Source organism: Mycolicibacterium parafortuitum (genome assembly GCF_010725485.1).
Classification (GTDB): Bacteria; Actinomycetota; Actinomycetes; order Mycobacteriales; family Mycobacteriaceae; genus Mycobacterium.
Map to the genome: position 1 here is coordinate 183203 of NZ_AP022598.1, position 23666 is coordinate 206868.

General features: G+C 70.3%; 21 protein-coding genes and 1 pseudogene. 9 read left to right on the forward strand and 13 right to left on the reverse strand.

Annotated features, from left to right (window positions below):
- Positions 1-57: 57 nt before the first annotated feature.
- Both NTM_RS00835 and eccCa read right to left on the reverse strand, forming a co-directional pair.
- A complete protein-coding gene (locus NTM_RS00835; RefSeq protein ID WP_232079586.1) occupies positions 58-1179 on the reverse strand; it encodes a type VII secretion-associated protein in 1122 nt (373 codons plus the stop codon).
- Positions 1176-4649, reverse strand: a complete 3474-nt coding sequence (gene eccCa, locus NTM_RS00840; RefSeq protein ID WP_163765153.1) for a type VII secretion protein EccCa — start codon at positions 4647-4649, stop codon at positions 1176-1178. The genes NTM_RS00835 and eccCa overlap by 4 nt, the downstream gene beginning before the upstream one ends.
- A 102-nt stretch (positions 4650-4751) precedes the next feature.
- Between eccCa and eccD the strand changes: the two genes are divergently transcribed.
- Both eccD and mycP read left to right on the forward strand, forming a co-directional pair.
- On the forward strand, positions 4752-6065 hold the full coding sequence (gene eccD / locus NTM_RS00845; protein ID WP_163765154.1) for a type VII secretion integral membrane protein EccD: 1314 nt from the start codon (positions 4752-4754) through the stop codon (positions 6063-6065).
- Positions 6062-7372 (forward strand): type VII secretion-associated serine protease mycosin, encoded by a 1311-nt coding sequence (gene mycP / locus NTM_RS00850; RefSeq protein WP_163765155.1) that lies wholly within the window; start codon positions 6062-6064, stop codon positions 7370-7372. Before eccD ends, mycP begins: the two co-directional genes overlap by 4 nt.
- Here mycP and eccB read toward each other — a convergent pair.
- Complete coding sequence (gene eccB, locus NTM_RS00855) at positions 7314-8654, reverse strand: type VII secretion protein EccB (protein ID WP_163765156.1); 1341 nt, start codon at positions 8652-8654, stop codon at positions 7314-7316. The genes mycP and eccB overlap by 59 nt on opposite strands.
- 44 nt (positions 8655-8698) lie before the next feature.
- Positions 8699-9250: a CGNR zinc finger domain-containing protein gene (locus NTM_RS00860; protein ID WP_104862954.1), complete on the reverse strand. Its 552-nt coding sequence runs from the start codon at positions 9248-9250 to the stop codon at positions 8699-8701.
- A gap of 87 nt (positions 9251-9337) precedes the next feature.
- Here NTM_RS00860 and NTM_RS00865 point away from each other — a divergent pair, with 87 nt between their 5' ends.
- The 4 genes from NTM_RS00865 (at position 9338) to NTM_RS00880 (ending at position 12417) form a co-directional block, all read left to right on the forward strand.
- Entirely contained in the window at positions 9338-10372 is a 1035-nt protein-coding gene (locus tag NTM_RS00865; protein WP_163765157.1) for an EamA family transporter, read from the forward strand.
- Positions 10356-11033: a cutinase family protein gene (locus NTM_RS00870; RefSeq protein WP_163765158.1), complete on the forward strand. Its 678-nt coding sequence runs from the start codon at positions 10356-10358 to the stop codon at positions 11031-11033. Before NTM_RS00865 ends, NTM_RS00870 begins: the two co-directional genes overlap by 17 nt.
- Positions 11034-11117: 84 nt before the next feature.
- Entirely contained in the window at positions 11118-11726 is a 609-nt protein-coding gene (locus tag NTM_RS00875) for a cutinase family protein (protein ID WP_163769333.1), read from the forward strand.
- 28 nt (positions 11727-11754) lie between these two features.
- Positions 11755-12417 (forward strand): cutinase family protein, encoded by a 663-nt coding sequence (locus NTM_RS00880; protein WP_163765159.1) that lies wholly within the window; start codon positions 11755-11757, stop codon positions 12415-12417.
- On the opposite strand, the gene truA is transcribed toward NTM_RS00880, so the two are convergent.
- From truA to infA, 8 genes are all read right to left on the reverse strand, one after another.
- Positions 12414-13289, reverse strand: coding sequence for a tRNA pseudouridine(38-40) synthase TruA (gene truA / locus NTM_RS00885; protein WP_163765160.1), 876 nt, complete (start codon positions 13287-13289; stop codon positions 12414-12416). The two genes, NTM_RS00880 and truA, sit on opposite strands and share 4 nt — an antisense overlap.
- A 7-nt stretch (positions 13290-13296) precedes the next feature.
- Positions 13297-13836, reverse strand: a complete 540-nt coding sequence (gene rplQ / locus NTM_RS00890) for a 50S ribosomal protein L17 (RefSeq protein ID WP_163765161.1) — start codon at positions 13834-13836, stop codon at positions 13297-13299.
- A gap of 59 nt (positions 13837-13895) precedes the next feature.
- Positions 13896-14948 (reverse strand): DNA-directed RNA polymerase subunit alpha, encoded by a 1053-nt coding sequence (locus tag NTM_RS00895; protein WP_104862948.1) that lies wholly within the window; start codon positions 14946-14948, stop codon positions 13896-13898.
- Positions 14949-15031: 83 nt separating this feature from the next.
- A complete protein-coding gene (gene rpsD, locus NTM_RS00900) occupies positions 15032-15637 on the reverse strand; it encodes a 30S ribosomal protein S4 (RefSeq protein ID WP_083144984.1) in 606 nt (201 codons plus the stop codon).
- Positions 15638-15657: 20 nt separating this feature from the next.
- A complete protein-coding gene (gene rpsK, locus NTM_RS00905; protein ID WP_083144983.1) occupies positions 15658-16068 on the reverse strand; it encodes a 30S ribosomal protein S11 in 411 nt (136 codons plus the stop codon).
- A 6-nt stretch (positions 16069-16074) separates the two neighbouring features.
- A complete protein-coding gene (rpsM, locus tag NTM_RS00910) occupies positions 16075-16449 on the reverse strand; it encodes a 30S ribosomal protein S13 (RefSeq protein WP_083144982.1) in 375 nt (124 codons plus the stop codon).
- Positions 16450-16622: 173 nt separating this feature from the next.
- The gene (gene rpmJ, locus NTM_RS00915; protein ID WP_003879483.1) at positions 16623-16736 is read right to left on the reverse strand and encodes a 50S ribosomal protein L36; all 114 of its coding nucleotides are present in this window, start codon (positions 16734-16736) and stop codon (positions 16623-16625) included.
- Between the two features lie 39 nt (positions 16737-16775).
- On the reverse strand, positions 16776-16997 hold the full coding sequence (infA, locus tag NTM_RS00920; protein ID WP_003418601.1) for a translation initiation factor IF-1: 222 nt from the start codon (positions 16995-16997) through the stop codon (positions 16776-16778).
- 297 nt (positions 16998-17294) lie between these two features.
- Between infA and NTM_RS00925 the strand changes: the two genes are divergently transcribed.
- On the forward strand, positions 17295-18191 hold the full coding sequence (locus NTM_RS00925; protein WP_163765162.1) for a universal stress protein: 897 nt from the start codon (positions 17295-17297) through the stop codon (positions 18189-18191).
- Between the two features lie 289 nt (positions 18192-18480).
- Here NTM_RS00925 and NTM_RS28725 read toward each other — a convergent pair.
- Positions 18481-18674: pseudogene (locus NTM_RS28725) on the reverse strand (DUF1918 domain-containing protein); the annotation flags it as partial.
- 79 nt (positions 18675-18753) lie between these two features.
- On the opposite strand from NTM_RS28725, the gene ppsA reads away from it, so the two are divergent.
- Both ppsA and mgtA read left to right on the forward strand, forming a co-directional pair.
- The gene (gene ppsA / locus NTM_RS00935) at positions 18754-21033 is read left to right on the forward strand and encodes a phosphoenolpyruvate synthase (protein WP_104862946.1); all 2280 of its coding nucleotides are present in this window, start codon (positions 18754-18756) and stop codon (positions 21031-21033) included.
- Positions 21030-23660, forward strand: coding sequence for a magnesium-translocating P-type ATPase (mgtA, locus tag NTM_RS00940; RefSeq protein ID WP_163765163.1), 2631 nt, complete (start codon positions 21030-21032; stop codon positions 23658-23660). Before ppsA ends, mgtA begins: the two co-directional genes overlap by 4 nt.
- Positions 23661-23666: the final 6 nt, after the last annotated feature.

Genomic DNA, 23666 nt, shown 5'->3' on the forward strand with positions numbered 1-23666 from the left:
CCTGCATCTATAGAGTTGGACGCATCGCAGGCCAATACGGTTCCGTACGAGCTGAATTCAGTTCACGGCATGCGCCGAGCGCACCGCGTCGACGCACTCCTGGGCGAATTGCTCACGGGCGGGTTCGTCCTGGCATCCGATCGCGATGCGTACCTCGCCGTCGGTCAGCACCGCCCAGCGTGTCACGGTGTCCGAACGTCGCTCGACGTACGTCACCGCCGATCGTCCTGCGCGTTCGCCCGCCGGGTCGAAGTCGGCGAACACGCCGTCGGGTTCGCGTTCGAGAGCCCGCCGCAGAGATGCGGCGACCTCCGGCAGTTCCACCGCGCCACCGACGGATTGCGTGATGTGCAGTGCCGGAAGCCCGTTCGGCGCGGCGACGCGCACCCGCGCCGACCCGGGACCGGTCGTCACGCGGTCGGCCGGCCAGCGGGCGGGTACACGAACGGCGACCCGCCCCTCCACGAGCAGCCGGGTGGCCTCCGACGGGGACGTGGTGTGCATCTCGGCGGCCCATCCACCGGCCACGGCCGCGGTCGTCACCGCGGCGCCGGTCAGCACCGCGGCCACCCGGGGCGATACGCGTAAACGCACCCGTGCGACGGGAACCGGTGACCGTCGGGTCAGCATCGCCACGGCGGCCGCCTCGACGAGTCGGGGGTTGCTGCGGCGCAGGACGATACCGCGGTGGCGTAGTTGCGCGACGAGGTCGGGGGACGGTTCCGCGACACCGGCGGGGATGTCGACGAGCACACAGCCCGCCGCAGGCAGGTGCTGAGCCAGATCCGGCGCGTCACGCGCCACCACGGCGGGATCGCAGGCCGGTGCCGTGATCACGGCATGGTCGGGCGCGAACTCCAGCACGGTGACGTCGTCGTCCTCGAGCAGCGACGCGCGCCGCACCACGACGGGGTCTGCGAAGACATCGCCGGCGGCGGTGGCGACGACGTCGACACGGCCGGCCGGCCACCAGGTCGGGACGACCACGACGACCGCCGATGCGGTGCCCCCGCACGCGGTCCGCAGCACGTCACCCCACAGTTCGCGCACCGGCACGGCCTCGTCGCCGACCAGTGCGACGGGATCGTCGCCTCCGTCCAGCGCTGCGGCGACGAGCGATTCCGGGACGGGGTCCGGCCCGCGCAGGGTGTGCGGGCCGACCTCGACGATTGCTGTCACGGCGGATCCACCCACCCGACCTGGATCAACTCGTCCGGCCGGCCCCGCACCACGAGCGTGCCGCGTCCGGCGGGCAGCCGGACAGGCCGGACGCCGCCCAGCAGCACACCGTCCTCGGCTGTGGCGCTCATCATCAACCCCGCGCACCCCATGTCGCGCATCCGGGCCAGCACCGGGTCGAACATCGCCCGCGCCGCTCCGCCGGATCGGCGCGCGACGATGAGGTGCAGTCCGATGTCCTTGGCGTGCGGCAGGAACTCGGCGAGTGGGTTGAGCGGGTTCCCGGTCGCGCCCGCCACCATGTCGTAGTCGTCGACCAGCACGTACAGCTCGGGGCCCGACCACCAGGACCGGTCCCGCAGCTGCCGTTGCGTCACGCGTTCGTCGGGCATTCGCGCGGCCAGGGTTTCGGTCAGCGCGGCCAGCCGCGATGTCACCGCGGCGCCCGTCACGGCGTAGCCGGTCAGGCGCGCGGATTCGACGACGCCGAGCAGGGTGCGCCGGACATCGACGATCTCCAGCCGTAGATCGTGTTGGGCGGCTTCGAGTTCGGTGCACAACAGCCGCAGCGCCGCGGTCTTGCCGCACTCGTTCTCCCCGAGGATCAGCAGATGCGGGTGCTCGTCGAGATCGAGGGTCACCGGCGCCAGGTCGCGCTCCCCCAGGCCCAGCAGCACCTCGCGGGCGCGCGCGACGGCGGCGATGGACCGCCGGTCGATATGGGTGGGCAGCAGTTGCACCGGTGGGGCGGTGTGCTCGCTGGTGCGTACGGTGCGCAGGTCGGGTACCGCGATCGCCATCTCGCTGCCGCCTCGGGTGAGGCCGCGGCCCGCGGGCCGGTCGGCGATCTCCCGGGCGCGCCGGCGATCCATCTCGGATTCGGACGGATCCCCGAGCCGCAGTTCGATACGTGTGCCGATCTGGTCTTTCAGCGCCGGGCGCAGGTCGGCCCACCGCGAGGCCGCGAGCACCACGTGCACGCCGTACGCCAGTCCCTGCACGGCAAGGGCGGTGATCGCCGGTTCCAGCCCGTCGAAGTCCTGCCGTACGGTCGCCCACCCGTCGACCACCAGGAAGACCTGCGTGTCCCGAACCGCGGCTTCCGACTCTCGTTGGCGCAGCACCGCTTCGACGTGAGCGACGGTACGCCGGGCGAGGTCCGCATCACGCCGTCCCGCCACCGCGCCGACATGCGGCAGGCCTTTCAGCCGGGCCAGCTCCCCACCGCCGAAGTCCAGACAGTAGAAATGCACCGCGCCGGCGTCGTGCGTGGCCGCCAGCGCGGTGATCATCGTCAGCAGGGTCGTCGACTTGCCCGTCCGCGGTGCTCCGACGACGGCGACATTGCCCGCCGCCGCGGACAGGTCGACGAGATGCGGTGTCTGGCGCTGCTCGAACGGGCGGTCCACGACACCGATCGGCACGGTCAGCAGCCGGGCGGGTGCGGCGGCCAGCAGCTCGGCCAGGCTGGGCGCGCGGCGCAGCGGCGGCAGCCACACCCGGTGAGCCTCCATGCCGCAGCCGGCCACCTGCGCGAGCACGGTGTCGATCAGCGACGCCGTCGCCTGCGGTTGCGGTGTGGGGTCACCGCCGGTGTCGAAGCGGGTGAAGCGTCGCACCTCGACCGCGGGCTGCTGCGCCGGGGCCGTCGGGGTGTAGCCGCCGGAGACGAACGCGGTCTGGAAGCGGGTCAGCGCACCGGATGCGGTCTTCAGGTAGCCCGCGCCCGGCTCGGACGGCAACGCGTATGCATCCGGCACCCCGAGCACCGCCCGGGATTCGGCGGCCGAGAACGTCTTGAGGCAGATGCGGTAGGACAGGTGCGTCTCCAGGCCGCGCAGCCTGCCTTCGTCGAGGCGCTGACTGGCCAGGAGCAGGTGGATGCCCAGCGACCGGCCCAGGCGGCCGATCGCGACGAACAGGTCGGCGAAATCGGGATGGCGGCTCAGCAATTCGGAGAACTCGTCGACGATGACGAACAGCGCGGGCAGCGGCGGCAGGCCGTCGCCGCGGGTCCGGGCCCGGGCGTACTCGCCGATGTTGGCCAGATTTCCCGCCGACCGCAGGGTCTCCTGCCTGCGGTTGATCTCCCCCGACAGCGCGTCCCGCATCCTCGACACCAGTGGCGCCTCGTCGGCGAGGTTGGTGATCACCGCCGCGACGTGCCGGGCCTTCTCCAGACCGAGAAAGGTCGCACCCCCTTTGAAGTCGACCAGCACCAGGTTGAGAAGCTCCGGCGGATGGTCGGTGATCATCCCCAGCACGAGGGTGCGCAGGAACTCCGATTTCCCCGAACCTGTTGCACCGACACATAATCCATGGGGACCCAGGCCGCCGGCTGCGGACTCCTTGATGTCCAGCACGACGACCGAACCGTCTTCGGCCACCCCGATGGGCGCCCGTAGCCGGTCGGATTCCGGACGTGGCGCCCAACGTCTGCGCACATCGATCGAGGTGGGGTCGTCGATGCCGGTCAGCGCACACCAGTCCCGCCGACCGCGGGGCCGCGAGGTACCGTCGCGTCGCCGGCCGGCGATCCGGCGCGCGAAGGCCAGCGCATCGGCAGGTGACATCACGTCGTAGCCAGCCGCCACCGGATTGCCGTCGAGGCTGACCCGGACCTCACCGGTGCCGCCGGCGACGGTGATCAACGCGCCGGGACCCGGTGGCGCGGTCGCGCCGTCGGCGACCACGACGCGAAGCCGGCAGGATCCCGAATCCCGCTGATGCGGCAGCCATTTCACCCAGTCCCAGTCCCGCCCCGGCGGCGCCGACACGCACACCAGATCGGGGTGGTGCCACGCGCTGACCTGACACACCATCGCCGAAACCACCGACCTCGCCGTGACCGGGTCGCCGGTGACGATGACCCGGGTACCCGCGCGCAACGGGATCGTCACCGGCACGTCGAGCACGACAGACCGATTGCCGATCATCCGGCGCACGGCGTCGGCGCTGACCGGGTCGGCGTGATCCCCGGAGCCGAGATCCGGTGCCACCGCGGTGATCGCACACGGTTGCGCACCGATTCCGATGCGGATCACGCCGAAGGCGCCGTCGTCCTCGGCGCGTTCCCACATCCGCGCCGAACCCGCCAGCGTCCACAGCGACGCGGGGTCGGGATGGGTGCAGTGCAGACGGCGGTGTTGTTCCTCGGCGCCGCGGGCGAGCAGATCGTCGATGGTGTCCAGATACCGCAGATACTCGGCGCGTTGCGCGGTCAGTTCGCCGGCGCGGCCCGCGCCCCGACCGCCGTAGGCGAGGGTGCCGATCAGCGAAACCACCATCATCACCGGGAAGAACAGGAACATCGGATTGCGCGTCGCGGTGTCGGTCGAGGTCATGTACAGCACGGTCATCCCGGCCATCGCGGCGATCATCGCCACGGGCATCAGCCGGGCCAGCGGGTTCGTCCGGTTCGGCTCCGGCGGGTCCGGGGGTGCGTCGATGACCAACCGGCCGGTGTCCATACAGGAGTAGACGCACCACGTCCGCGCGGCGTTCCATGAAAAAGCGGCGTTCCATGAAAAGTGGTGCACAGCGCCGGCACCGACCCGAGTTACGTTGATCCGGTGCCGGATACGCTGCGCAGGATCGTCGTCGAAGTCGCCGCGGAGGGCGAGGCGCGCAGCGTGGATCTGCTGCTGCCCGCGCAGCGTCCGGTCGGCGAGCTGGTCCCGTCGATCGTCGACGCGGTGTTCGGTGACGCGGGAGAGCACCGGCGCTGGCAGCTGAGCCGGCTGGCCGGAGCGCCGCTGGATGCACCGTTGTCCCTGCGCGACAACGGTGTCCGAGACGGTGACGTGCTGACGATGACCTCGGTGCGGATCAGGCCCCCGCGCCTGCTGCCCACCGAACCATGCGCCGTGGTCGCGACGGTCTGTGACACCACCACGCCGGCGGCCCGTGCGGCTGCGGTCACGGCCCTCGGAATGCTCGGCGTTCTGGTGGGCGCGGTCGCACTCGTCGGGTCGGGTCTGACGACCGGGCACGGGTGGCATCTCTGGTCGGCGGGGGCACTGTCGGCCGTCGCCGCCACCACGTCGGTGGCCGTCGGACGCGGCGACCCCGCCCTCGCCGCGGTGCTCAACACGGCGGCGGTCGTGTTCGCCGTCGCGACAGGGGTTCTCGCGGTGGCGGGAGCATCTCCGGCGGCGCTGCTGCTGTTGTGCGCGACCTCGGCGCTGGCGATGGCGGCGGTGCTGCTGTGGGCCGCGCGCGGCGGTGGCGAGCTGATCGGCTTCGCCGCGGTCGCCGCCGCACTGACGCTTGCCGTGTCGGCCGGGTCCGCCGTCGGCCCGCGCCCGCAGGCGGCCGGCGCCACGCTGCTCGTCGTGTCCTTCGTCGCCGTCGCGGCCGCGCCCAGGATCACGATCCTGGCGGCCCGGCTGGGTCCGCCGAGGGAGGTCGTCGACGAAGTGCGGGCCACCGGCGCGCACCGGGTGCTGACCGCCCTGATCGCGGGCTGGTCGCTGTCGGCCGCACTCGGGTCCGCCGCCATCGGCGCGGCAGCGTGGCGGGCAGATGCGCCGGGGCCGGTCGCCGCGGCGCTGTGCGCGGCCGCCGGGATCGCGTTGATGCTGCGCGCGCGCTCACACGCCGACCCGGTACGCCGAATATGGCTGATCGCTGGTGGATTCGTGTCCGTGGCGGTCGGTGTGCTGGTGGTTTCGCGGTGGGCGCCGGCGCAGGGCTGGTGGATCGGTGCCGCGGCGGTGCTGGTGTGCGCCGCGGGTGTCCGGTGGGCGGGCCGGCCTGCGGCGCTGACGCCGACGGTGCGCCACGCGGTGCAGGTGTGCGAATACATCGCCCTTGCGGCGGTGGTGCCGTTGGCGTGCTGGGTGTCCGGCGTCTACGGGATGGTCCGGGACGCAAGCATGTCATGACCGTGCGCGCATACCGGGTGCTGGCGGTCACCATGATCGCGCTCGCCCACAGCACACCCGTGGCGGCCGCGGTGAACCCGCCCCCGGTCGACGATCTGCGCCTGCCTGCTGCCGGACCGGTCGCACCGGCACATCCCACCGCCCAGTTCGACGCCTGCATCGCCACCCCGCCGGCCGCGACCGCCGCCCCGGGCCAACTCACCGGTATCGACCTGCCCAGCGTGTGGGCGCTGACCCGGGGCGCCGGCCAGACCATCGCGGTGATCGATACCGGGGTGGCCCGCCACCGCAGGCTGCCCCATCTGGTGGCCGGGGGCGATTTCGTGTCCCAGCACGACGGAACCCACGATTGCGACGGACACGGCACGATCGTCGCCGGGATCATCGGGGCCACCCCGGACGCGGCCGATCCCGGCGGGTTCACCGGTATCGCACCGGATGTGTCGCTGCTGTCGATCCGCCAGTCCAGCACGAAGTTTCACGCGATCGACGATCCGGGCGGTGGCGGTGTCGGGGATGTCGAGACGCTGGCCGCGGCCGTGCGCACCGCGGCCGACCTCGGGGCCACCGTCATCAACATCTCGACGGTGGCCTGCCTTCCGGTCGGCTCCGACCTCGACGACCGCGCGCTGGGCGCCGCGCTGTCCTACGCCGTCGAGGTCCGCAACGCCGTCGTGGTGACGGCGGCGGGCAATGTCGGCGGGCCGGGTCAGTGTCCGCAGCACAATCCCCGCGAGGCAGCCGACGCCGGCGACGTGAGCGTGGTGGCCAGCCCCGCCTGGTACGACGAGTACGTGCTCACCGTCGGATCGGTCGGCCCCGACGGGACGCCGTCCGCGTTCAGCCTGGCCGGTCCGTGGGTCGACGTCGCCGCGGTCGGTGAGGGCGTGGTGTCTCTGGCCGCGGCCGCCGACGGGCTGGCGGACGTGACACCGTCCGGCACCCCGATATCCGGCACCAGCTACGCGGTGCCGGTGGTCGCCGCCGTCGCGGCACTGGTGCGCGCCCGCTTCCCGGAACTGCCCGCACGCCAGGTGATGCGGCGCATCGAGGACACCGCGCGGCGCCCCGCGGCCGGATGGGATCCGGTGGTCGGCCACGGGATCGTCGATGCGCTCGCCGCGATCAGTGGACCCGGTGCGCTGCCGTCGCCACCGCGCAGCGTCGTGCCGGTCGATCCCGCCGAATCCGGCGTCGTGCCGCTGCAGAGCGCCACCGCGGTACGCGGAGCGGTGATCTGCCTGACCCTCACCGCGACGGTGGCGGTGGGGGCGGCGTTGTTGTCCCGAGCGCGGCGCCGCGGCTGAGTTCGGGGCCGGCGGGCAGGACTGCGAGCACCGGCCATGGCGCGGGCACCGGGTCATCGGACAGGCCCAGGGCGGTCGCGGTGTCGCCGTCTCGGATCCCGTAGCGCGTCCCGGTGTCGGTGACCAGGAACAGTGACCCGCTGCTGTACCCGCCACCGGTCAACCCGACCGACCGGACGTACAGACTGCGGCCTGGTGGGACGGTCGGCGCCGCCGGCGCGTGCGCGCCCACCCGGATCCTGATGTGCGATCCGTCCCGGTCCCGTTCGGGGCTCCACATCGCACAGACGACGGGTTCCGTTTCCACCCCGCCATGTTCGGGATACGTCTGGACCGGAAGGGTCGTCTCCACCGGCACCGCACCGATGACATCGGGCGCGACGGCCGAGACACCGGCGCCCGCCTGCGGACCGGTGAAGCGGATCAGGTCCGCGGCGACCTCGCCGATGCGCTGCACCCCGCCGGCAAGGACGACGTAGAAGTCGCCCGCACCGCCGTCGGCGCGCGCGACCGTGACGACCGCCCCGACGAGGTGGTCGCGCAGAACGCCCGGTCCCGCGGCGCCGCGACCCGGGATGTGCGGTGCGGCGATGGCAGGTGCTTCGGGCACGGCGGCCAGCAACTCCGGCGACACCGGCTGTGGCACAACACCGTCGAGTTTCAGGGCCCGCACGACGGCGCTGTGGCGCAGGTCGACGCGGGACCTCCTGCCGTCGTGCATCAGGTAGGTCAGCGCCGCGCTCTGTCCGCGCGGGGTGACCAGCACGTTGCCGGGCACCATCGCGGCGTCGGCGACCGGTCCGGCGGCGACCGTGGCACGCTCCCTCCCGTCGCACACCGTCCACTGCGCCTGGTCGGCGGCCAGCGGCGGGGAGATCTGTTCGGGCGCATCGGGGATGCCGAGCTGAGGCCCGGTCGCCGTGCGTTCGATCGCGCGCTGGGAGACCACCCGGGGCGCTGCCGCGTCACCGAGGACCAGCCGCGCCGACGCCAGGTTGAAGGCCGGGTGCATCACGTCGTCGACCCGGACGTACACCGCGCCGGACTCCCGGACCACCACGATCCGTGCGTCGCCGAGGCTGCCGCCGGGCCGCAGCACAGCGAGCACCGCGCAGACCGCGACGGCGATCACCGCAGCCACTGCTCCCGCGGTCAGCGAGATCGATTGGGCGCGAAGCGGATCGTCGATCATCCTGGTATCGCCGCGGACGAGCGCATGCGCCATCCGGTGTGCCAGGAATCGGTGTCCGCTGAGCTGAAGCCGTTCGCTCGGATGCCCCATCACCACCCCTGCGCCAGCGTATCGGCCGGCGCCGGGGGGTCAGATCACTTGTTGGAGCGGCGTTCCCGGTAGGCCGCGACGTGCTGGCGGTTTCCGCAGTTGCCGGTGTCGCAGAACTTGCCGGACCGGTTGCGGGACAGGTCGACCAGCGATGCCTCGCAATCCGGGGCGGCGCAGATCTTCAGGCGGCGCAGTTCGCCGGCGCGGATCAGGTCGGCCAGGGCCATCGCCATCTCCGCCCCCATCCGTTGCCACAGCGGGTCGTGGATGGACGCCAGGTGCAGATGCCACTCCGGCATCTCCGGGTGCCGGGTCAGCCACGGCGACGCCCGTGTATCGGACAGCAGCGCATTGACCTGCCCGACCGCGCGTTCCTCGTCGTCGGCGGCCGCCCAGATGCGGCCCAGCCGGTCGCGCAGCGTGTGCACCGACGCCAACTCCGCCTCGTCGTGGTCGCGGCGGCCGGTCCAGCCGAAGTGGTCGAGGTACGCGTCGAGCGCGGCGAGATCCGCCAGCTGATCGCCGTCGACACGGTTGCTGTTGATCAGCACACTCGCCGCGCGCAGCGTGAGCTCGGTGTCATAGGTGAAAAGCATTTGACTCCTGACTCGGCTCGGCGGTAGCGTCATGACCAAAGTCGATTTTACTCATGTCACCCCTGTCGGACCTGGAGGTACTCAGTCATGGCTGCGTTGGATGCTGCGCCGGCCCGCGCACGCGCAGACCGCTTCCGCTCAGGTCTACTCTTCGCGATCGGCTCCGCGTTCGCGTTCGGCTGCTCCGGCCCGTTCGCGAAGTCCCTGATGGAGGCGGGCTGGACCCCGACCGCGGCGGTCACCGCCCGGCTGGCCGGCGGCGCGCTCGCGATGGCCCTGTTCGCGTCGATCGTGCGACCCGGATGGCTTCGCGAGGCACGCCACCACGCGAAAACGGTGGTGCTCTACGGTCTGGTGCCGATCGCGGGTGCCCAGTTCTTCTACTTCAACGCCGTCTCTCACCTGTCCGTCGGGGTTGCGCTGCTGCTCGAGTACACCGCCCCGGTGCTGGTGGTCGGCTGGCTGTGGGCGACCACCCGCAGGCGCCCGACCACTCTGACGCTGACCGGCGTGGCGCTGGCGATCGCCGGGATCACGTTGGTGCTCGGGATCTTCGGGCCCGGCGGGGTGGCCGCCGCGCAGGTGAACCTGATCGGTGTCGGCTGGGGTGCCGCCGCCGCGGTGTGCGCGGCCTGCTATTTCCTGATGTCGGACAAGGTCGGCGGCGCCGAGGGGCCCGAAGGCCAACCGTCGTTGCACCCGATCACGCTGGCCGCCGCCGGACTCATCGTCGGTGCCGTCGCGGTGGCCGCGATCGGGGTGTCCGGTCTGATGCCGCTGCGGTTCACCGCCGACGACGCCGTCGTCGCCGGGTGGACGACGCCGTGGTTCGTCCCTGTCGTCGCGCTCGCGCTGATCCCGACCGCGATCGCGTACACGCTCGGCATCGTCGGGATCGCCCGGCTGCGCCCGAGGTTCGCATCGCTGGTCGGTTTGTCCGAGGTGATGTTCGCGGTGCTGGCCGCCTGGGTGCTGCTCGGTGAGTCCATCTCCGCGATGCAGGCCGCCGGCGGCGCAGTCGTGCTGCTGGGTCTGGCGCTGGCGCGCCAGGGCGACCGGGGTGAACTACCCGATCCGGACGCCCTGACACCGCTAGCATCGACACGTGCAGATCGATCTTGAATCGCTGACCAGCAGGATTTCCACGCTCGCCGCAGCCATCGTGACGGCTTTCGTCATGGCCGGAGCCCTGCTCGTCGCACCGACGGCCCCCGCGCCGACCGCCGAGGCCCAGGGCTGCACCGACATCCAGGTCGTCTTCGCCCGCGGCACCGACGAACCCCCGGGCCTCGGCCGTGTCGGCGCGGCGTTCGTGGACTCGCTCAGCCGACGGGTCGGCGGCCGCTCCGTCGGCTCCTACGCGGTCGTCTACCCGGCGACCTTCGACTTTCTCGCCGCCGCGGGCGGCGCCAACGACGCCAGCAACCACATCCAGTGGATGATGGCCAACTGCCCGCGAACCCGACTGGTTCTCGGCGGCTACTCGCAGGGCGCCGCGGTCATCGACGTGATCGCCGCGGTCCCGTTCCCGGCCGTCGGTTTCGACCGCCCGCTGCCCCCGAACACCCCCGATTTCGTGGCCGCGATCGCGCTGTTCGGCAACCCGACCGCAAAGGTCGGACTGCCGATCACGACCAGCCCCGTCTGGGGGTCCCGCTCGATCGACCTCTGCACCCTCGGCGACCCGGTGTGTTCGGCCGGCGACGACATCGCCGCGCACAGCAACTACGGCCCCGCGGGTCTCACGGACCAGGCGGCGGCGTTCGTCGCGGGTCTCGTGTAGCTCAGCTATGCGATACCGTGTCTTGTGCTTTTTCGCCGTTTGAGCCGCCGCGCGCTGGTGGCCGCAGTCGCCGCGACGGTGCCGATGGCCACGGCCGCGGTCCTGCCCGCAGCCATCGCCTCCGCCCAGCCCTGCCCTGACGTCGAGGTCGTCTTCGCACGCGGCACCAGCGAGCCGCCCGGCATCGGACGTGTCGGGCAGGCCCTGGCCGACACGCTGCGCAACCAACTCGGCGGCCGCACGGTGGGCACCTACGGCGTGGCCTACCCCGCCACCTACGACTTCTTCGGATCCGGGGACGGCGCGATCGACGCCACCAACCGCATCTCGGCGATGGCGGCGCAGTGCCCGAACACCCGCATCGTGCTGGGCGGCTACTCGCAGGGCGCGGCCGTGGTCGACATGCTGGCCGGGGTGCCGCCGCTGGGTGACCGCATCGGCGACGTCGGGCTGGCCCCACCGCTGCCGGGTGCACTGCACGGCAATGTCGCCGCGGTCGCGGTGTTCGGCAACCCCTCGGCCAAGTTCGGCAGCCCGGTCTCCTCGCGCGGCTCGTTCGCGGGTAAGGCGCTCGACCTGTGCGCCGACGGCGATCCGATCTGCTCGGGCGGTCGCAACCCGTTCGCGCACACGAGCTACGAACGCTCCCCGCTGATCGTCCAAGCCGCGAGCTTCGCCGCAGGCCGCATCTGAGTCCGCCCGGCCGGTTAAGATCGGCGAAGTGATTCGTCAGCTGCGAAAATCCCGCGTCCTTCCGCTGGTGGCTGCACTCCTGATGGGTGCAGCCTCCTTGGTTCTGCCGCCGGCCGCCTCCGCGCAGGCCTGCCCCGACGCCGAGCTGATATTCGCTCGCGGCCGCATCGAATCCCCTGGTCCAGGGCAGATCGGCAACGCGCTGATCAGCGCCCTGCGGAACCGGACGAACAAGGACATCGACCTCTACGCCGTGAAGTACCCGGCCGACACCGAGGTCGACATCGGCGCCAACGACATGAGTCAGCGCATCCAGTACATGGCGGCGAACTGCCCCGATACCCGGCTGGTGCTGGGCGGCTACTCGCTCGGCGCGGCCGTGACCGACGTCGTCATCGCGGTGCCGATCGCCGCGTTCGGATTCAAGAATCCGCTACCCGACGGCGTCGACCGGCAGATCGCCGCCGTCGCGCTGTTCGGCAACGGCAGTCAGTGGGTCGGTCCTATCGCCAACTTCACCAACCCGGCGTTGCGTGACCGGATCGTCGAGTTGTGCCACGGCGACGACCCGATCTGCAACCCGACCGCTCCGGAGAACTGGCAGGACTACTGGCCCGCCCACCTCGCTCCGGCCTACATCGGCGCGGGCATGGTCAACCAGGCCGCCGATTTCATCGTCGGCCGGCTCTAAAGCTCGTCGGGGGTGCGCAGGTCGCGGGTGATCAGGTTCCGCGCGGCCAGCTCCTCGTCGGCGGGATAGTCCACGCCCACCAGCGTCAGCCCGCGCGCAGGCGCGGCGGCGAAGTCACTGGACCGGCGTGGGCAGCCCAGCAGGGCTGACATCCACGGCGCATCGCGGCGCCCCTCTCCGACGGCCAGCAGCGCACCCACCAGCGAGCGCACCATGTTCCAGCAGAATGCGTCGGCGCTGACGTGCACCGAGATCCGGTCGCCGTCGCGCACACAGTCCAGCCGCTGCAGTTCCCGGATCGTGGTCGCGCCGGCGCGGTGCCTGCAGAACGCGGCGAAATCGTGCAGCCCCAGCAGGTTGTGCGCGGCAGCGGCCATCGCGTCCACGTCGAGCGGGCGCGGCCACGCGGTGACGAACCGGGCCTCCGCCGGTTCGGCCCCGTACGGTGCCGTGCACAACCGGTAGACGTAGTGGCGGCGCAGTGCCGAGAACCGGGCGTCGAAACCCGGTGCGGCGCGCACGATCCCGCGCACCCGGACGTCCTCGGTGAGCATCCGGCCCAGCCGCCGCACCAGGGGGCCGAACTCCGCCTCCCCGGGCCGCACCGTGCGCGGATAGGCGTGGCTCAGCGCGTCGGCGGGCACGTCGACGTGCGCCACCTGACCGGTGGCGTGCACCCCGGAATCCGTGCGTCCCGCGGCGCGGGTCACCACCGGGGTGCGGAAGACCGTGGACAGCGCCTCGTCGATGACCCCGGCCACCGTGCGCTGGCCGGCCTGGGTCGCCCAGCCCGCGAAATCGGTGCCGTCGTAGGCGACGTCGAGCCGTAGACGAACAAGCCCGCCACCGGTGTCGGTGGCGGGCTCGTTCATCGGATGACTACTTGGCGTCGTCGGCCTTGTCCTCAGCCTCGGTGGCCTCAGCTTCAGGAGCCTCTGCCTCGGGAGCCTCGGCGGTCTCTTCAGCAGCCGGGGTCTCTTCGGCAGCCGGGGCCTCTTCGGTCTTGGCCGCCTTCTGCGCCGCATCGACACGACGGGCACGGTTGGCCTCCGACGTCACGGTCTTCTCCCGCACCAGCTCGATGACCGCCATCGGGGCGTTGTCGCCCTTGCGGTTCTCGACCTTGATGATGCGGGTGTAGCCGCCGTCGCGGTCGGCGAAGAACGGCCCGATCTCGGCGAACAGGACATGGACGATGTCCTTGTCACGGATCTTCTTCATCACCTCACGCCGGTTGTGCAGCGTGCCCTTCTTGGCATGGGTGATGAGCTTCTCCGCGTACGGACGCAGCGCCCGTGCCTTCGGCTCGGTCGTCTTGATCCGGCCGTGCTCGAACAGCGACGTGGCCAGGTTGGCCAGCAGCGCCTTCTGGTGCGAGGACGACCCGCCGAGGCGAGGACCCTTGGTGGGCTTGGGCATTGCGACTTCTCCTAAATGGGGCCGGCCCCCGTATCAGGTAGGACCGGGACTGAAATGAGTTAGAGCTGTTCGGTTTCTGCGTAGTCCTGGTTGTCGTCCAGGTCGTAGCCGGCATCGCTGTTCCAGGTGCCAGTGGCCACGTCGTAGCCGGCCACCTCGGACGGATCGAAGCTGGCGGGGCTGTCCTTGAGCGACAGACCCAGCTGGTGCAGCTTGATCTTCACCTCGTCGATGGACTTCTGGCCGAAGTTGCGGATGTCCAGCAGATCGGACTCCGTGCGGGCGACCAGTTCGCCCACGGTGTGCACGCCCTCGCGCTTGAGGCAGTTGTACGACCGCACCGTCAGGTCCAGATCGTCGATCGGCAGCGCGAAGTGCGCAGCCTGATCGGCTTCGGCCGGCGACGGGCCGATCTCGATGCCCTCGGCCTCGACGTTGAGTTCCCGTGCCAGACCGAACAGTTCGACCAGGGTCTTACCCGCCGACGCCAGCGCGTCACGCGGGCTGATCGAGTTCTTGGTCTCGACGTCGAGGATCAGCTTGTCGAAGTCGGTGCGCTGCTCGACACGCGTGGCCTCCACCTTGTAGGTGACCTTGAGGACCGGCGAGTAGATCGAGTCGACCGGGATCCGGCCGATCTCGGCGCCGGAGGCCTTGTTCTGCACCGCGGGCACGTAGCCGCGGCCCCGCTCGACGACGAGCTCGACTTCGAGCTTGCCCTTGTCGTTCAGGGTGGCGATGTGCATGTCGGGGTTGTGCACCGTGACACCGGCCGGCGGCACGATGTCCCCCGCGGTGACCTCACCCGGGCCCTGCTTGCGCAGGTACATCGTGACGGGCTCGTCCTCCTCGGACGACACGACCAGGCCCTTGAGGTTCAGGATGATGTCGGTGACGTCTTCCTTGACCCCGGGGACGGTGGTGAACTCGTGCAGCACACCGTCGATGCGGATGCTGGTCACGGCCGCGCCCGGGATGGACGACAGCAGCGTGCGGCGCAGCGAGTTTCCGAGGGTGTAGCCGAATCCGGGCTCCAGCGGTTCGATGACGAACTGGGAGCGGTTCTCGGCGATGACCTCTTCGCTCAGGGTGGGGCGCTGAGAAATCAGCATGGTGTTTCTGTTCTCCTTCTCGGCAACCGCTATTTGATGCCGTTAGGTGGCCTGAGCCCCGGTGGATTCCGGGGTCAGGGTGACTACTTCGAGTAGAGCTCGACGATGAGCTGCTCGGTGAGCGGCACGTCGATCTGCGCGCGCTCGGGCAGCTGGTGCACGAGGATGCGCTGACGCTCGCCGACGACCTGCAGCCAACCCGGGATCGGGCGCTCGCCGGCGGTCTGCCGGGCCACCTCGAACGGGAGGGTGTTGATCGACTTGTCCCGGATGTCGATGATGTCGTACTGCGACACCCGGTAGCTGGGCACGTCGACCTTCACGCCGTTGACGGTGAAGTGACCGTGGCTGACCAGCTGACGCGCCATGCGGCGGGTCCGGGCCAGGCCTGCGCGGTACACGACGTTGTCCAGCCGGCTTTCCAGGATGCGCAGCAGGTTGTCACCGGTCTTGCCGGGGAGGCGGTTGGCCTCCTCGTAGTAGCGGCGGAACTGCTTCTCCATCACGCCGTAGGTGAAGCGGGCCTTCTGCTTCTCCTGCAGCTGGGTGCGGTATTCGCTCTCCTTGATCCGCGCGCGGCCGTGCTGGCCGGGCGGGTAGGGGCGCCTCTCGAAGGACTGATCTCCACCGACGAGGTCGACGCCGAGACGGCGCGACTTGCGGGTGACGGGTCCGGTATAACGAGCCATGACTCTCTAACTCCTTTTTCCTAGACCCGGCGCCGCTTGGGCGGACGGCAACCGTTGTGCGGCTGGGGGGTGACGTCGGCGATCGCGCCCACCTCGAGGCCGGCGGCCTGCAGCGAGCGGATGGCGGTCTCACGACCCGAGCCCGGGCCCTTCACGAAGACGTCGACCTTCTTGACGCCATGCTCCTGCGCCTTGCGGGCCGCGTTTTCGGCGGCCAGCTGCGCGGCGAACGGGGTGGACTTACGCGACCCCTTGAAGCCGACGTGTCCCGACGACGCCCAGGCGATGACGTTGCCCTGGGGATCGGTGATGGACACGATCGTGTTGTTGAACGTGCTCTTGATGTGGGCGGCGCCGTGCGGGACGTTCTTCTTTTCCCTGCGACGGGTCTTCTGACCCTTCTTCGCGGTGCCCTTCTTTGCCTGTGCCATCCGGGGTTACCTGGCCTTCTTCTTGCCGGCGATGGTGCGCTTGGGGCCCTTGCGGGTACGCGCATTGGTCTTGGTCCGCTGGCCACGCACCGGAAGACCGCGACGGTGCCGCAGACCCTGGTAGCAGCCGATCTCGATCTTGCGGCGGATGTCGGCCTGCACCTCGCGGCGCAGGTCACCCTCCACCTTGAGGTTGGCTTCGATGTAGTCACGCAGCTGGGTGACCTGGTCGTCGGTCAGATCCTTGGTGCGCTGATCCCGGCTGATGCCGGTGGCTTCCAGGATCTCCTGGGAGCGGGTACGGCCGATGCCGTAGATGTAGGTCAGCGCGATCTCCATGCGCTTGTCGCGCGGGAGATCAACGCCCATGAGACGTGCCATCAGGCAGTGTTCCTTTTCTCTGCGGAGGTCTGATCCCAGTCCGTTCCCGGAACTCTTGCCGGGGCCCGGCCTCCGTGCCGGACGTGTTCGAGGGGCTCTTCTTCTACAAGAACCAGCCGCTCAGTGGTACTGGGAGGTCATCATTCAGTTGTGGGTACCGCGTAGCTGACTGATCAGCCTTGCCGCTGCTTGTGGCGCGGATCGGAGCAGATCACCATGACCCGCCCGTGCCGGCGGATCACCCTGCACTTGTCGCAGATGGGCTTGACGCTCGGGTTCACCTTCACGGCTTGTTCGATCCTTCTTCTCAAGTACTGGTTCTGGGATTACTTGTAGCGGTACACGATGCGACCCCGGGACAGGTCGTAGGGCGAGAGCTCCACCACGACACGGTCCTCGGGAAGGATGCGGATGTAGTGCTGCCGCATCTTGCCGCTGATGTGGGCGAGGACCTTGTGTCCGTTCTCCAGCTCAATGCGGAACATCGCATTGGGCAGGGGCTCGACGACACGACCCTCAACCTCTATGGCACCGTCTTTTTTGGCCATACTCTGTAACGATCCTTGCTTTCGTTTCGTACCAACTGCGCTGGCCTGCTCGGCACAGCCATCCATCCGACTTGAAAACGTGGGCCGGATCCGGGGCATTCCCCGCCGCCAGGCGGGTCCTCCCGATGGGGCACGCAAAAAGTCGGCGCGGAAGCCGCACCGTTGATCCATGGTACGCGCACACGGCTCTACCCCAAAATCCGCGCCGCAGGGCCCTGCGACACGCACCTCACCCGCCCATGATCGGTGGCAGAGCGCGGACTGCGTTCCGTCACGCGCACGAGAACAGGAGTGACGATGGCCGGTAGCGAGAACACCGAGGACACCGATCTGGAGAGCTCGAAGGTGGTCGTCGGCGTCGACGATTCGCCGGCGTCCCAACCGGCCCTGGAGTGGGCCGCCGCGGAGGCGGCGCTGCGCGAGGTTCCGCTGGTCATCCTCTACGCGACCACCCTGCCGGTGGGGGCCTGGCCGGCGGTTCCGGTGCCGACCGGCTTCCTGGACTGGCAGCGTGAGATCGGCCGGGACATCCTGACCGACGCGCGCCGGATCGCCGAGCAGCGCACCGGCGGCGCCGTGCCGGTGCGCATGGAGTTCGCCGTCGCGACCCCGACGGCGGCGTTGGTGGAGCAATCCCGGACCGCGCAGATGGTGGTCGTCGGCTCCCGCGGACGTGGTGGACTCGCCCGCAGGATGCTCGGCAGCACCAGCATGGGGCTGGTGCACCGGGCGCACGGCCCGGTCGTGGTGGTGCACGACGAGGACCCCGCGCCCGACGCCGGCGCACCGGTGCTGCTCGGGTTCGACGGCTCGACGGCGGCCGAGGCCGCCGTCGAGGTCGCCTTCGAGGAGGCATCGCTGCGGCGGGTGGGCCTGGTCGTGCTGCACGCGTGGTGGTCGCCGGGCGCATTCGAGATGCCGGGCTTCGAGTGGGACGAAACCCGCCCCGAGGTCGAGCGCGAGGCCGCCCGCCAGCTCGCCGGCTGGCGGCAGCGCTATCCCGGCGTCGGGGTCGAGCTCGTGGTGGTACCCGACGAGCCGGCCCGCCGGCTCGTGGAGCGCGCCGAGACCTCACAGCTGGTGGTGGTGGGCAGTCACGGATACGGCGCGGTCGCCGGCACGCTGCTCGGCTCGGTCAGCGGGGCGGTGGTGCAGGCGGCGAAGGTTCCGGTGATGGTGGTCCGCCCGCGCTGACGCCGTCGGTCACCGCCGTTGCCGCAGTCGCACCTCGGTGATGGCGTGCCGTCCCACCGCCAGCACGTTGAAGCGGTAACCGCCCGAGGTCGCTCAGGATCAGCCCGGCCAGGAGGCGACCGAATCCGAAACCGCTGCGCCGCAGCCCGATATGCCCGCGATCTCTTCCACACCACAGACGAGACCGTTGGGGTGGCGCGGCTTTCGCCACATCAGTCATTGAATCATTTGTGCCACAGAACTTCTCAGAACTCGTGGTACCGCCGGCGGCAGTCCGCCGGACGAGGATCACCGGGCCTCTGGTGTCCCCGGGCCGGCGCGGGGCGGCACGCTGCTGTTCCGCTGTCACAATGAGGCCGACCTGCCCCGGGACACCAGCGCCTCGTGCTCGGAATCCAACCACCGCACCATGTACGGCGGTGAGCCGTCCTCCGAGCGCACGTCGGTGATCAGACCCCGGTGTTCGGCCCGGTCGATCGCCAAAGCGACCGGGCGCTGCCGAAAAGGAGCTCAGGACCTGTGACCCTAGGCAGACTCCGGACAACAGCGCAGGATTGCACTCATGGCCGACATCGCAACCCGTCGCAGCACCATCCTGGACATCAACGCGCTGACGATCGAGGACGCCGAGGAGGCCGGCGGCAAGGGCGCCAACATGGGCGAGCTCGTCGCCGCCGGCCTACCGGTGCCTGCGGGCTTCGTATTGCTGCGCGACTGCTACCTGGACTCGATGCGCGCCGGCGGGGTGGACGCCGAATTGGCGGCACTGCACCGGGAGGCGCTCTCCCAGGTCGCCGACACCGCCCGGCTCGGCGAGCTGTGCGAACGCATGCAGGCCCTGGTGCGTACCGCCGGTGTCGATGAAGCCACCAGGTCGCTGACACTGGACGCCTACCACGCGCTGGGCACCGGCGCCGTGGTCGCGGTGCGGTCCTCGGCCACCGGAGAGGACGGCGCCGACGCGTCGTTCGCCGGAATGAACGCCACCCTGACCAACGTCACCGGCGACGACGGGTTGCTCTCCGCGGTGACGCGGTGCTGGATGTCGCTGTTCAGCCCCCGGGTGATCACCTACCGAGCCAGCCGCGGGTTCCTCGACGCGCCCGCGATGGCCGTGGTGGTGCAGCAGATGATCGAGTCGGACAAGTCCGGTGTCGCGTTCACCGCGGACCCGAGCACCGGGGCCCGGGACCGCGTCGTGATCGAGGCGGCGTTCGGTCTGGGCGAGGTTGTGGTCTCCGGGTCGGTGGAACCCGACACCTATGTGGTGTCCAAGGAAACCCTGCAGCCGATCGACGTCCGCGTGGGCCACCAGGATTTCAAGATCGTACGGGGTCCGGACGGCCACGACACCACGGTGCAGCTCGACGAGGAGCAGGCCGCCGCGCGGGTGCTCGCCGACGACGAACTGCGCGCGATCGCCGAGCTCGCCGTCGCCACCGAACGGCACAACGGGTGCCCGCAGGACACCGAGTGGGCGATCGCCGACGGAGCCACCTATCTGGTGCAGGCCCGGCCGATCACCACCCTCGGGCACACCACACCGCCGGCCGCGGCCGAACACGTCATGTTGGCGCGCGGGCTCGCCGCAGCGCCGGGCATCGCGTCCGGGAAAGTGCGGGTGTTGCAGACGCCGGACGAGGGGCAGCGTCTCCGGGAGGGCGAGATCCTGGTCGCCCAGATGACGAACCCGGACTGGCTGCCGACGATCCGGCGGGCCGCCGCGCTGGTCACCGATACCGGTGGCATGACGTGCCATGCCGCGATCGTGGCGCGCGAACTCGGGGTCCCGTGCATCGTCGGCACCCGCACCGGAACCCGGGATCTGCACGACGGCACCAGCGTCACCGTCGACGGCGCCCGGGGCGAGGTGGTGTCGGGATGTGTCGAACCCGCACGCACGGTCAAGGTCGCCGAACGCGCCGCGCCTGTCGCGACCGCAGAGGTCACCGGGACCAGGGTCTACGTCAACCTCGCGATGCCCGAGAGTGCGGAAACCGTTGCCGCCCAACCTGTCGACGGGGTCGGCCTGCTCCGCGCGGAGTTCATGCTGACCGAGGCGCTCGGCGGCCGCCACCCCCGTGACCTGATCGCGCGGGGCGAACAGCAGACGCTCGTCGAGAAGATGGTGGCCTCGGTGGGCACAATCGCCGCGGCGTTCGCTCCCCGGCCGGTGGTGTACCGGGCCACCGACTTCCGTAGCAACGAGTTCCGCGGCCTGACCGGCGGCGCGGAATACGAACCGGTGGAACATAATCCGATGATCGGTTTCCGCGGGTGCTACCGCTACATCAGGCAACCCGAGTTGTTCGCGCTCGAGCTGGAGGCACTGTCCCGGGTGCGTGAGCGCTATCCCGCGGTCGCGCTGATGATCCCCTTCGTGCGTACCCGGTGGGAACTCGAGGAGTGCCTGGCGCTCGTCGACGCCAGCCCGCTGGGCCGACAGCGAGGCCTGCACCGCTGGGTGATGGCCGAGGTGCCGTCGGTGACGTACTGGCTGCCCGAGTACATCGGTATGGGCATCGACGGGGTGTCCATCGGCAGCAACGACCTGACCCAGTTGGTGCTGGGCGTCGACCGCGACTCCGACGTGTGCGCCGAGCTGTTCGACGAATCGGATCCGGCCGTGCTGCACGCCATCGGCCGGATCGTCGACACCGCCAACCAGCACGGGATCACCTCCTCGCTGTGCGGCCAGGCACCGTCGACCAATCCCGCCTTCGCCGAACACCTGGTGCGGCTGGGGATCACGTCGGTGTCGGTCAACCCGGACGCCGTCGAGGCCACCCGGCGGGTGGTCGCGGCCGCCGAACGCCGGATCCTGCTCGCCGCCGCGCGATGACCGCGCCGCCGGCAGCTTTGACGCCCAGCCGGGATCGCATCGCCTCTTGCCCGGCCGGGGACGTGCTCGCGCTGCTCGGCACCTCGATCGACGGGCTGTCGAGCGCCGAGGCCCAGGCGCGGCTGCGCGGCATGGGGGCCAACGTGGTGCGCACCCATACCGTCAGCGCGCTTGCCGTGCTGCGCCGTCAGCTCGCCAACGCCCTGCTCGGCCTGCTCGCGGTGACCGCTGCACTGTCCTATTTCCTCGGCGACTCCACCCAGGCGGTCATCATCGGGGTCATCCTGATGATCAGCGTCGGACTCGGGTTCTTCAACGAGTACCGCGCCGAGAGAGCCTCTGCGGCAATGCATTCAGCGATACGGCACACTGCGGTGGCGCGGCGGGACGGGACGTTTCGCCGCATCGACGTCAGCGAGCTGGTGCCCGGCGACGTGATCCGGCTGACCATCGGCGAGCTGGTGCCCGCCGACGTCCGCCTCATCGACGTCACCGGGTTGGAGTGCAACGAGGGCATCCTCACCGGGGAATCGGCGGTGGTCGAGAAGGTCACCGCCCCGGTTCCCGCGGGATCGGCGCCCGCGGACTGCGTCGACCTGGCCTACATGGGCACGGTGGTCACCGCCGGTGAAGCGATAGCGGTGGTGTTCGCCACCGGCCCCAAAGCCGAATTCGGGCGTATCGCCGTGGGATTGGCCCAGAGTGCGCCCGAAACCGCGTTCCAGGCCGGACTGCGGCGGTTCTCCTATCTGCTGTTGCGGGTGGCGCTCACGCTCACCGTGGTGATCTTCGTGACCAACATGCTGCTCGGCCGTTCACTGATCGATTCGGCGTTGTTCGGGTTGGCCATCGCCGTCGGCATCACCCCGCAGCTGCTGCCCGCCATCGTCAGCACCAGCCTGGCGACCGGGTCGCGCCGGCTTGCCAAGGACAAGGTTCTGGTCAAACGACTGGTGTGCATCGAGGACCTCGGCGACATCGACGTCCTGATCACCGACAAGACCGGGACGCTGACCGACGGGCAGGTGACGTTCGTCGACGCCGTCACCCCGGCCGGTCAGCACTCGGACCCGTTGGTGCGCAGAGGAATTCTGGCCACCGATGTCGATCCGGCAGCAGGGGGCGCGAGCGCCAACGATCTCGACGCGGCGCTGTGGGCGGGCCGGCGCCCGCTGCCCGATGTCACCCGGGTGGCCTTCCTGCCGTTCGACCACGACCGGCGCGCCAGCTCCGCGCTCGTCGACGACGGCCCCACCCGGATCCTGGTCGTCAAGGGCGCCCCCGAGCAGGTGATGGCGCGCTGCGCCGAAGTCCACCCGCAGGCCCAGCAGACCCTGGCGGAGCTGTTCGCCGACGGCCGCCGGGTGGTCGCGGTGGCCTCCCGCTCCGCGGCCACACTGACGGAACTGAGCGCCGACGACGAGACGGGGCTGACCCTCGACGGGTTCCTCGTCTTCGCCGACAACCCCAAACCCGCGGCGCGGGAATCACTGGCCCGGCTCGCGGCGCTGGGCATCGAGGTCAAAATCGCCACCGGGGACAATCCGCGGGTCGCCGAGAAGGTCTGTGCAGAACTGGGTTTGGCCTCGCGGGGCACCCTGACCGGAACCGAGCTCGAGCAACTCGACGACAGCGAGATCGACGCCGCGGCCCGCGACCACACCATCTTCGCCCGCATCTCGCCCACCCAGAAGGCCCGGATCGTGTCGTCGCTGCGGCGCACCGGCCGCTCGATCGGGTTCCTCGGTGACGGCGTCAACGACGCGCTGGCCCTGCACGCCGCCGACGTCGGTATCTCGGTGGACACCGCGACCGATATCGCCAAGGACGCCGCCGACGTGGTGCTGCTGGAGAAGGACCTCGGTGTGCTGGCCACCGGCGTCGCCGAGGGCAGGCGGATCTTCGCGAACACCGTCAAGTACGTGCTGATGGGAACATCGAGCAACTTCGGCAACATGTTCAGCGCCGCGGCGGCCTCGGCGGTGCTGCCGTTCCTGCCGATGCTGCCGGGCCAGATCCTGCTCAACAACCTGCTCTACGACACCTCGCAGCTCGCGATCCCGGCCGACCGGGTCGACGAGGAGCAGCTGCACGCGCCCGCGCACTGGGACATCGGGTTCATCCGCCGGTTCATGCTGACGTTCGGCCCGGTCAGCTCGCTGTTCGACTTCCTGACGTTCGGGTTGATGCTCGGAGTTCTGCACGCCGGTCCGGCGGAGTTCCGCACCGGCTGGTTCGTCGAGTCGCTGGCCACCCAGACGCTGATCATCTTCGCCATCCGCACCAGGAAGGTGCCGTTCCTGCGCAGCAGGCCCGCCGGCGCGCTGGTGCTGTCGACCGGGCTGGTGATCGCCGTCGGCATCGCGGTGACCGTCTCCCCCGTCGCCGCGAACCTGGGTTTCACACCGCTGCCCTGGCAGTTCTTCGCCGCGCTGGTGGCGCTGACGGTCGCCTACCTGGTCCTCGTCGACATCACCAAGACGATGTTCTACGCCGAACCGATGCGTGCCGCCGGTCCACCCGGCCGCACCCGCGGCCACACCCATCGGGTGCACCGGCGGGCGGCTCGGTTCAACGCGAAGCGGGCGGGGCAGCCCAGCACCAAGGCCGATGACCAAGGACCCTAGACGGGC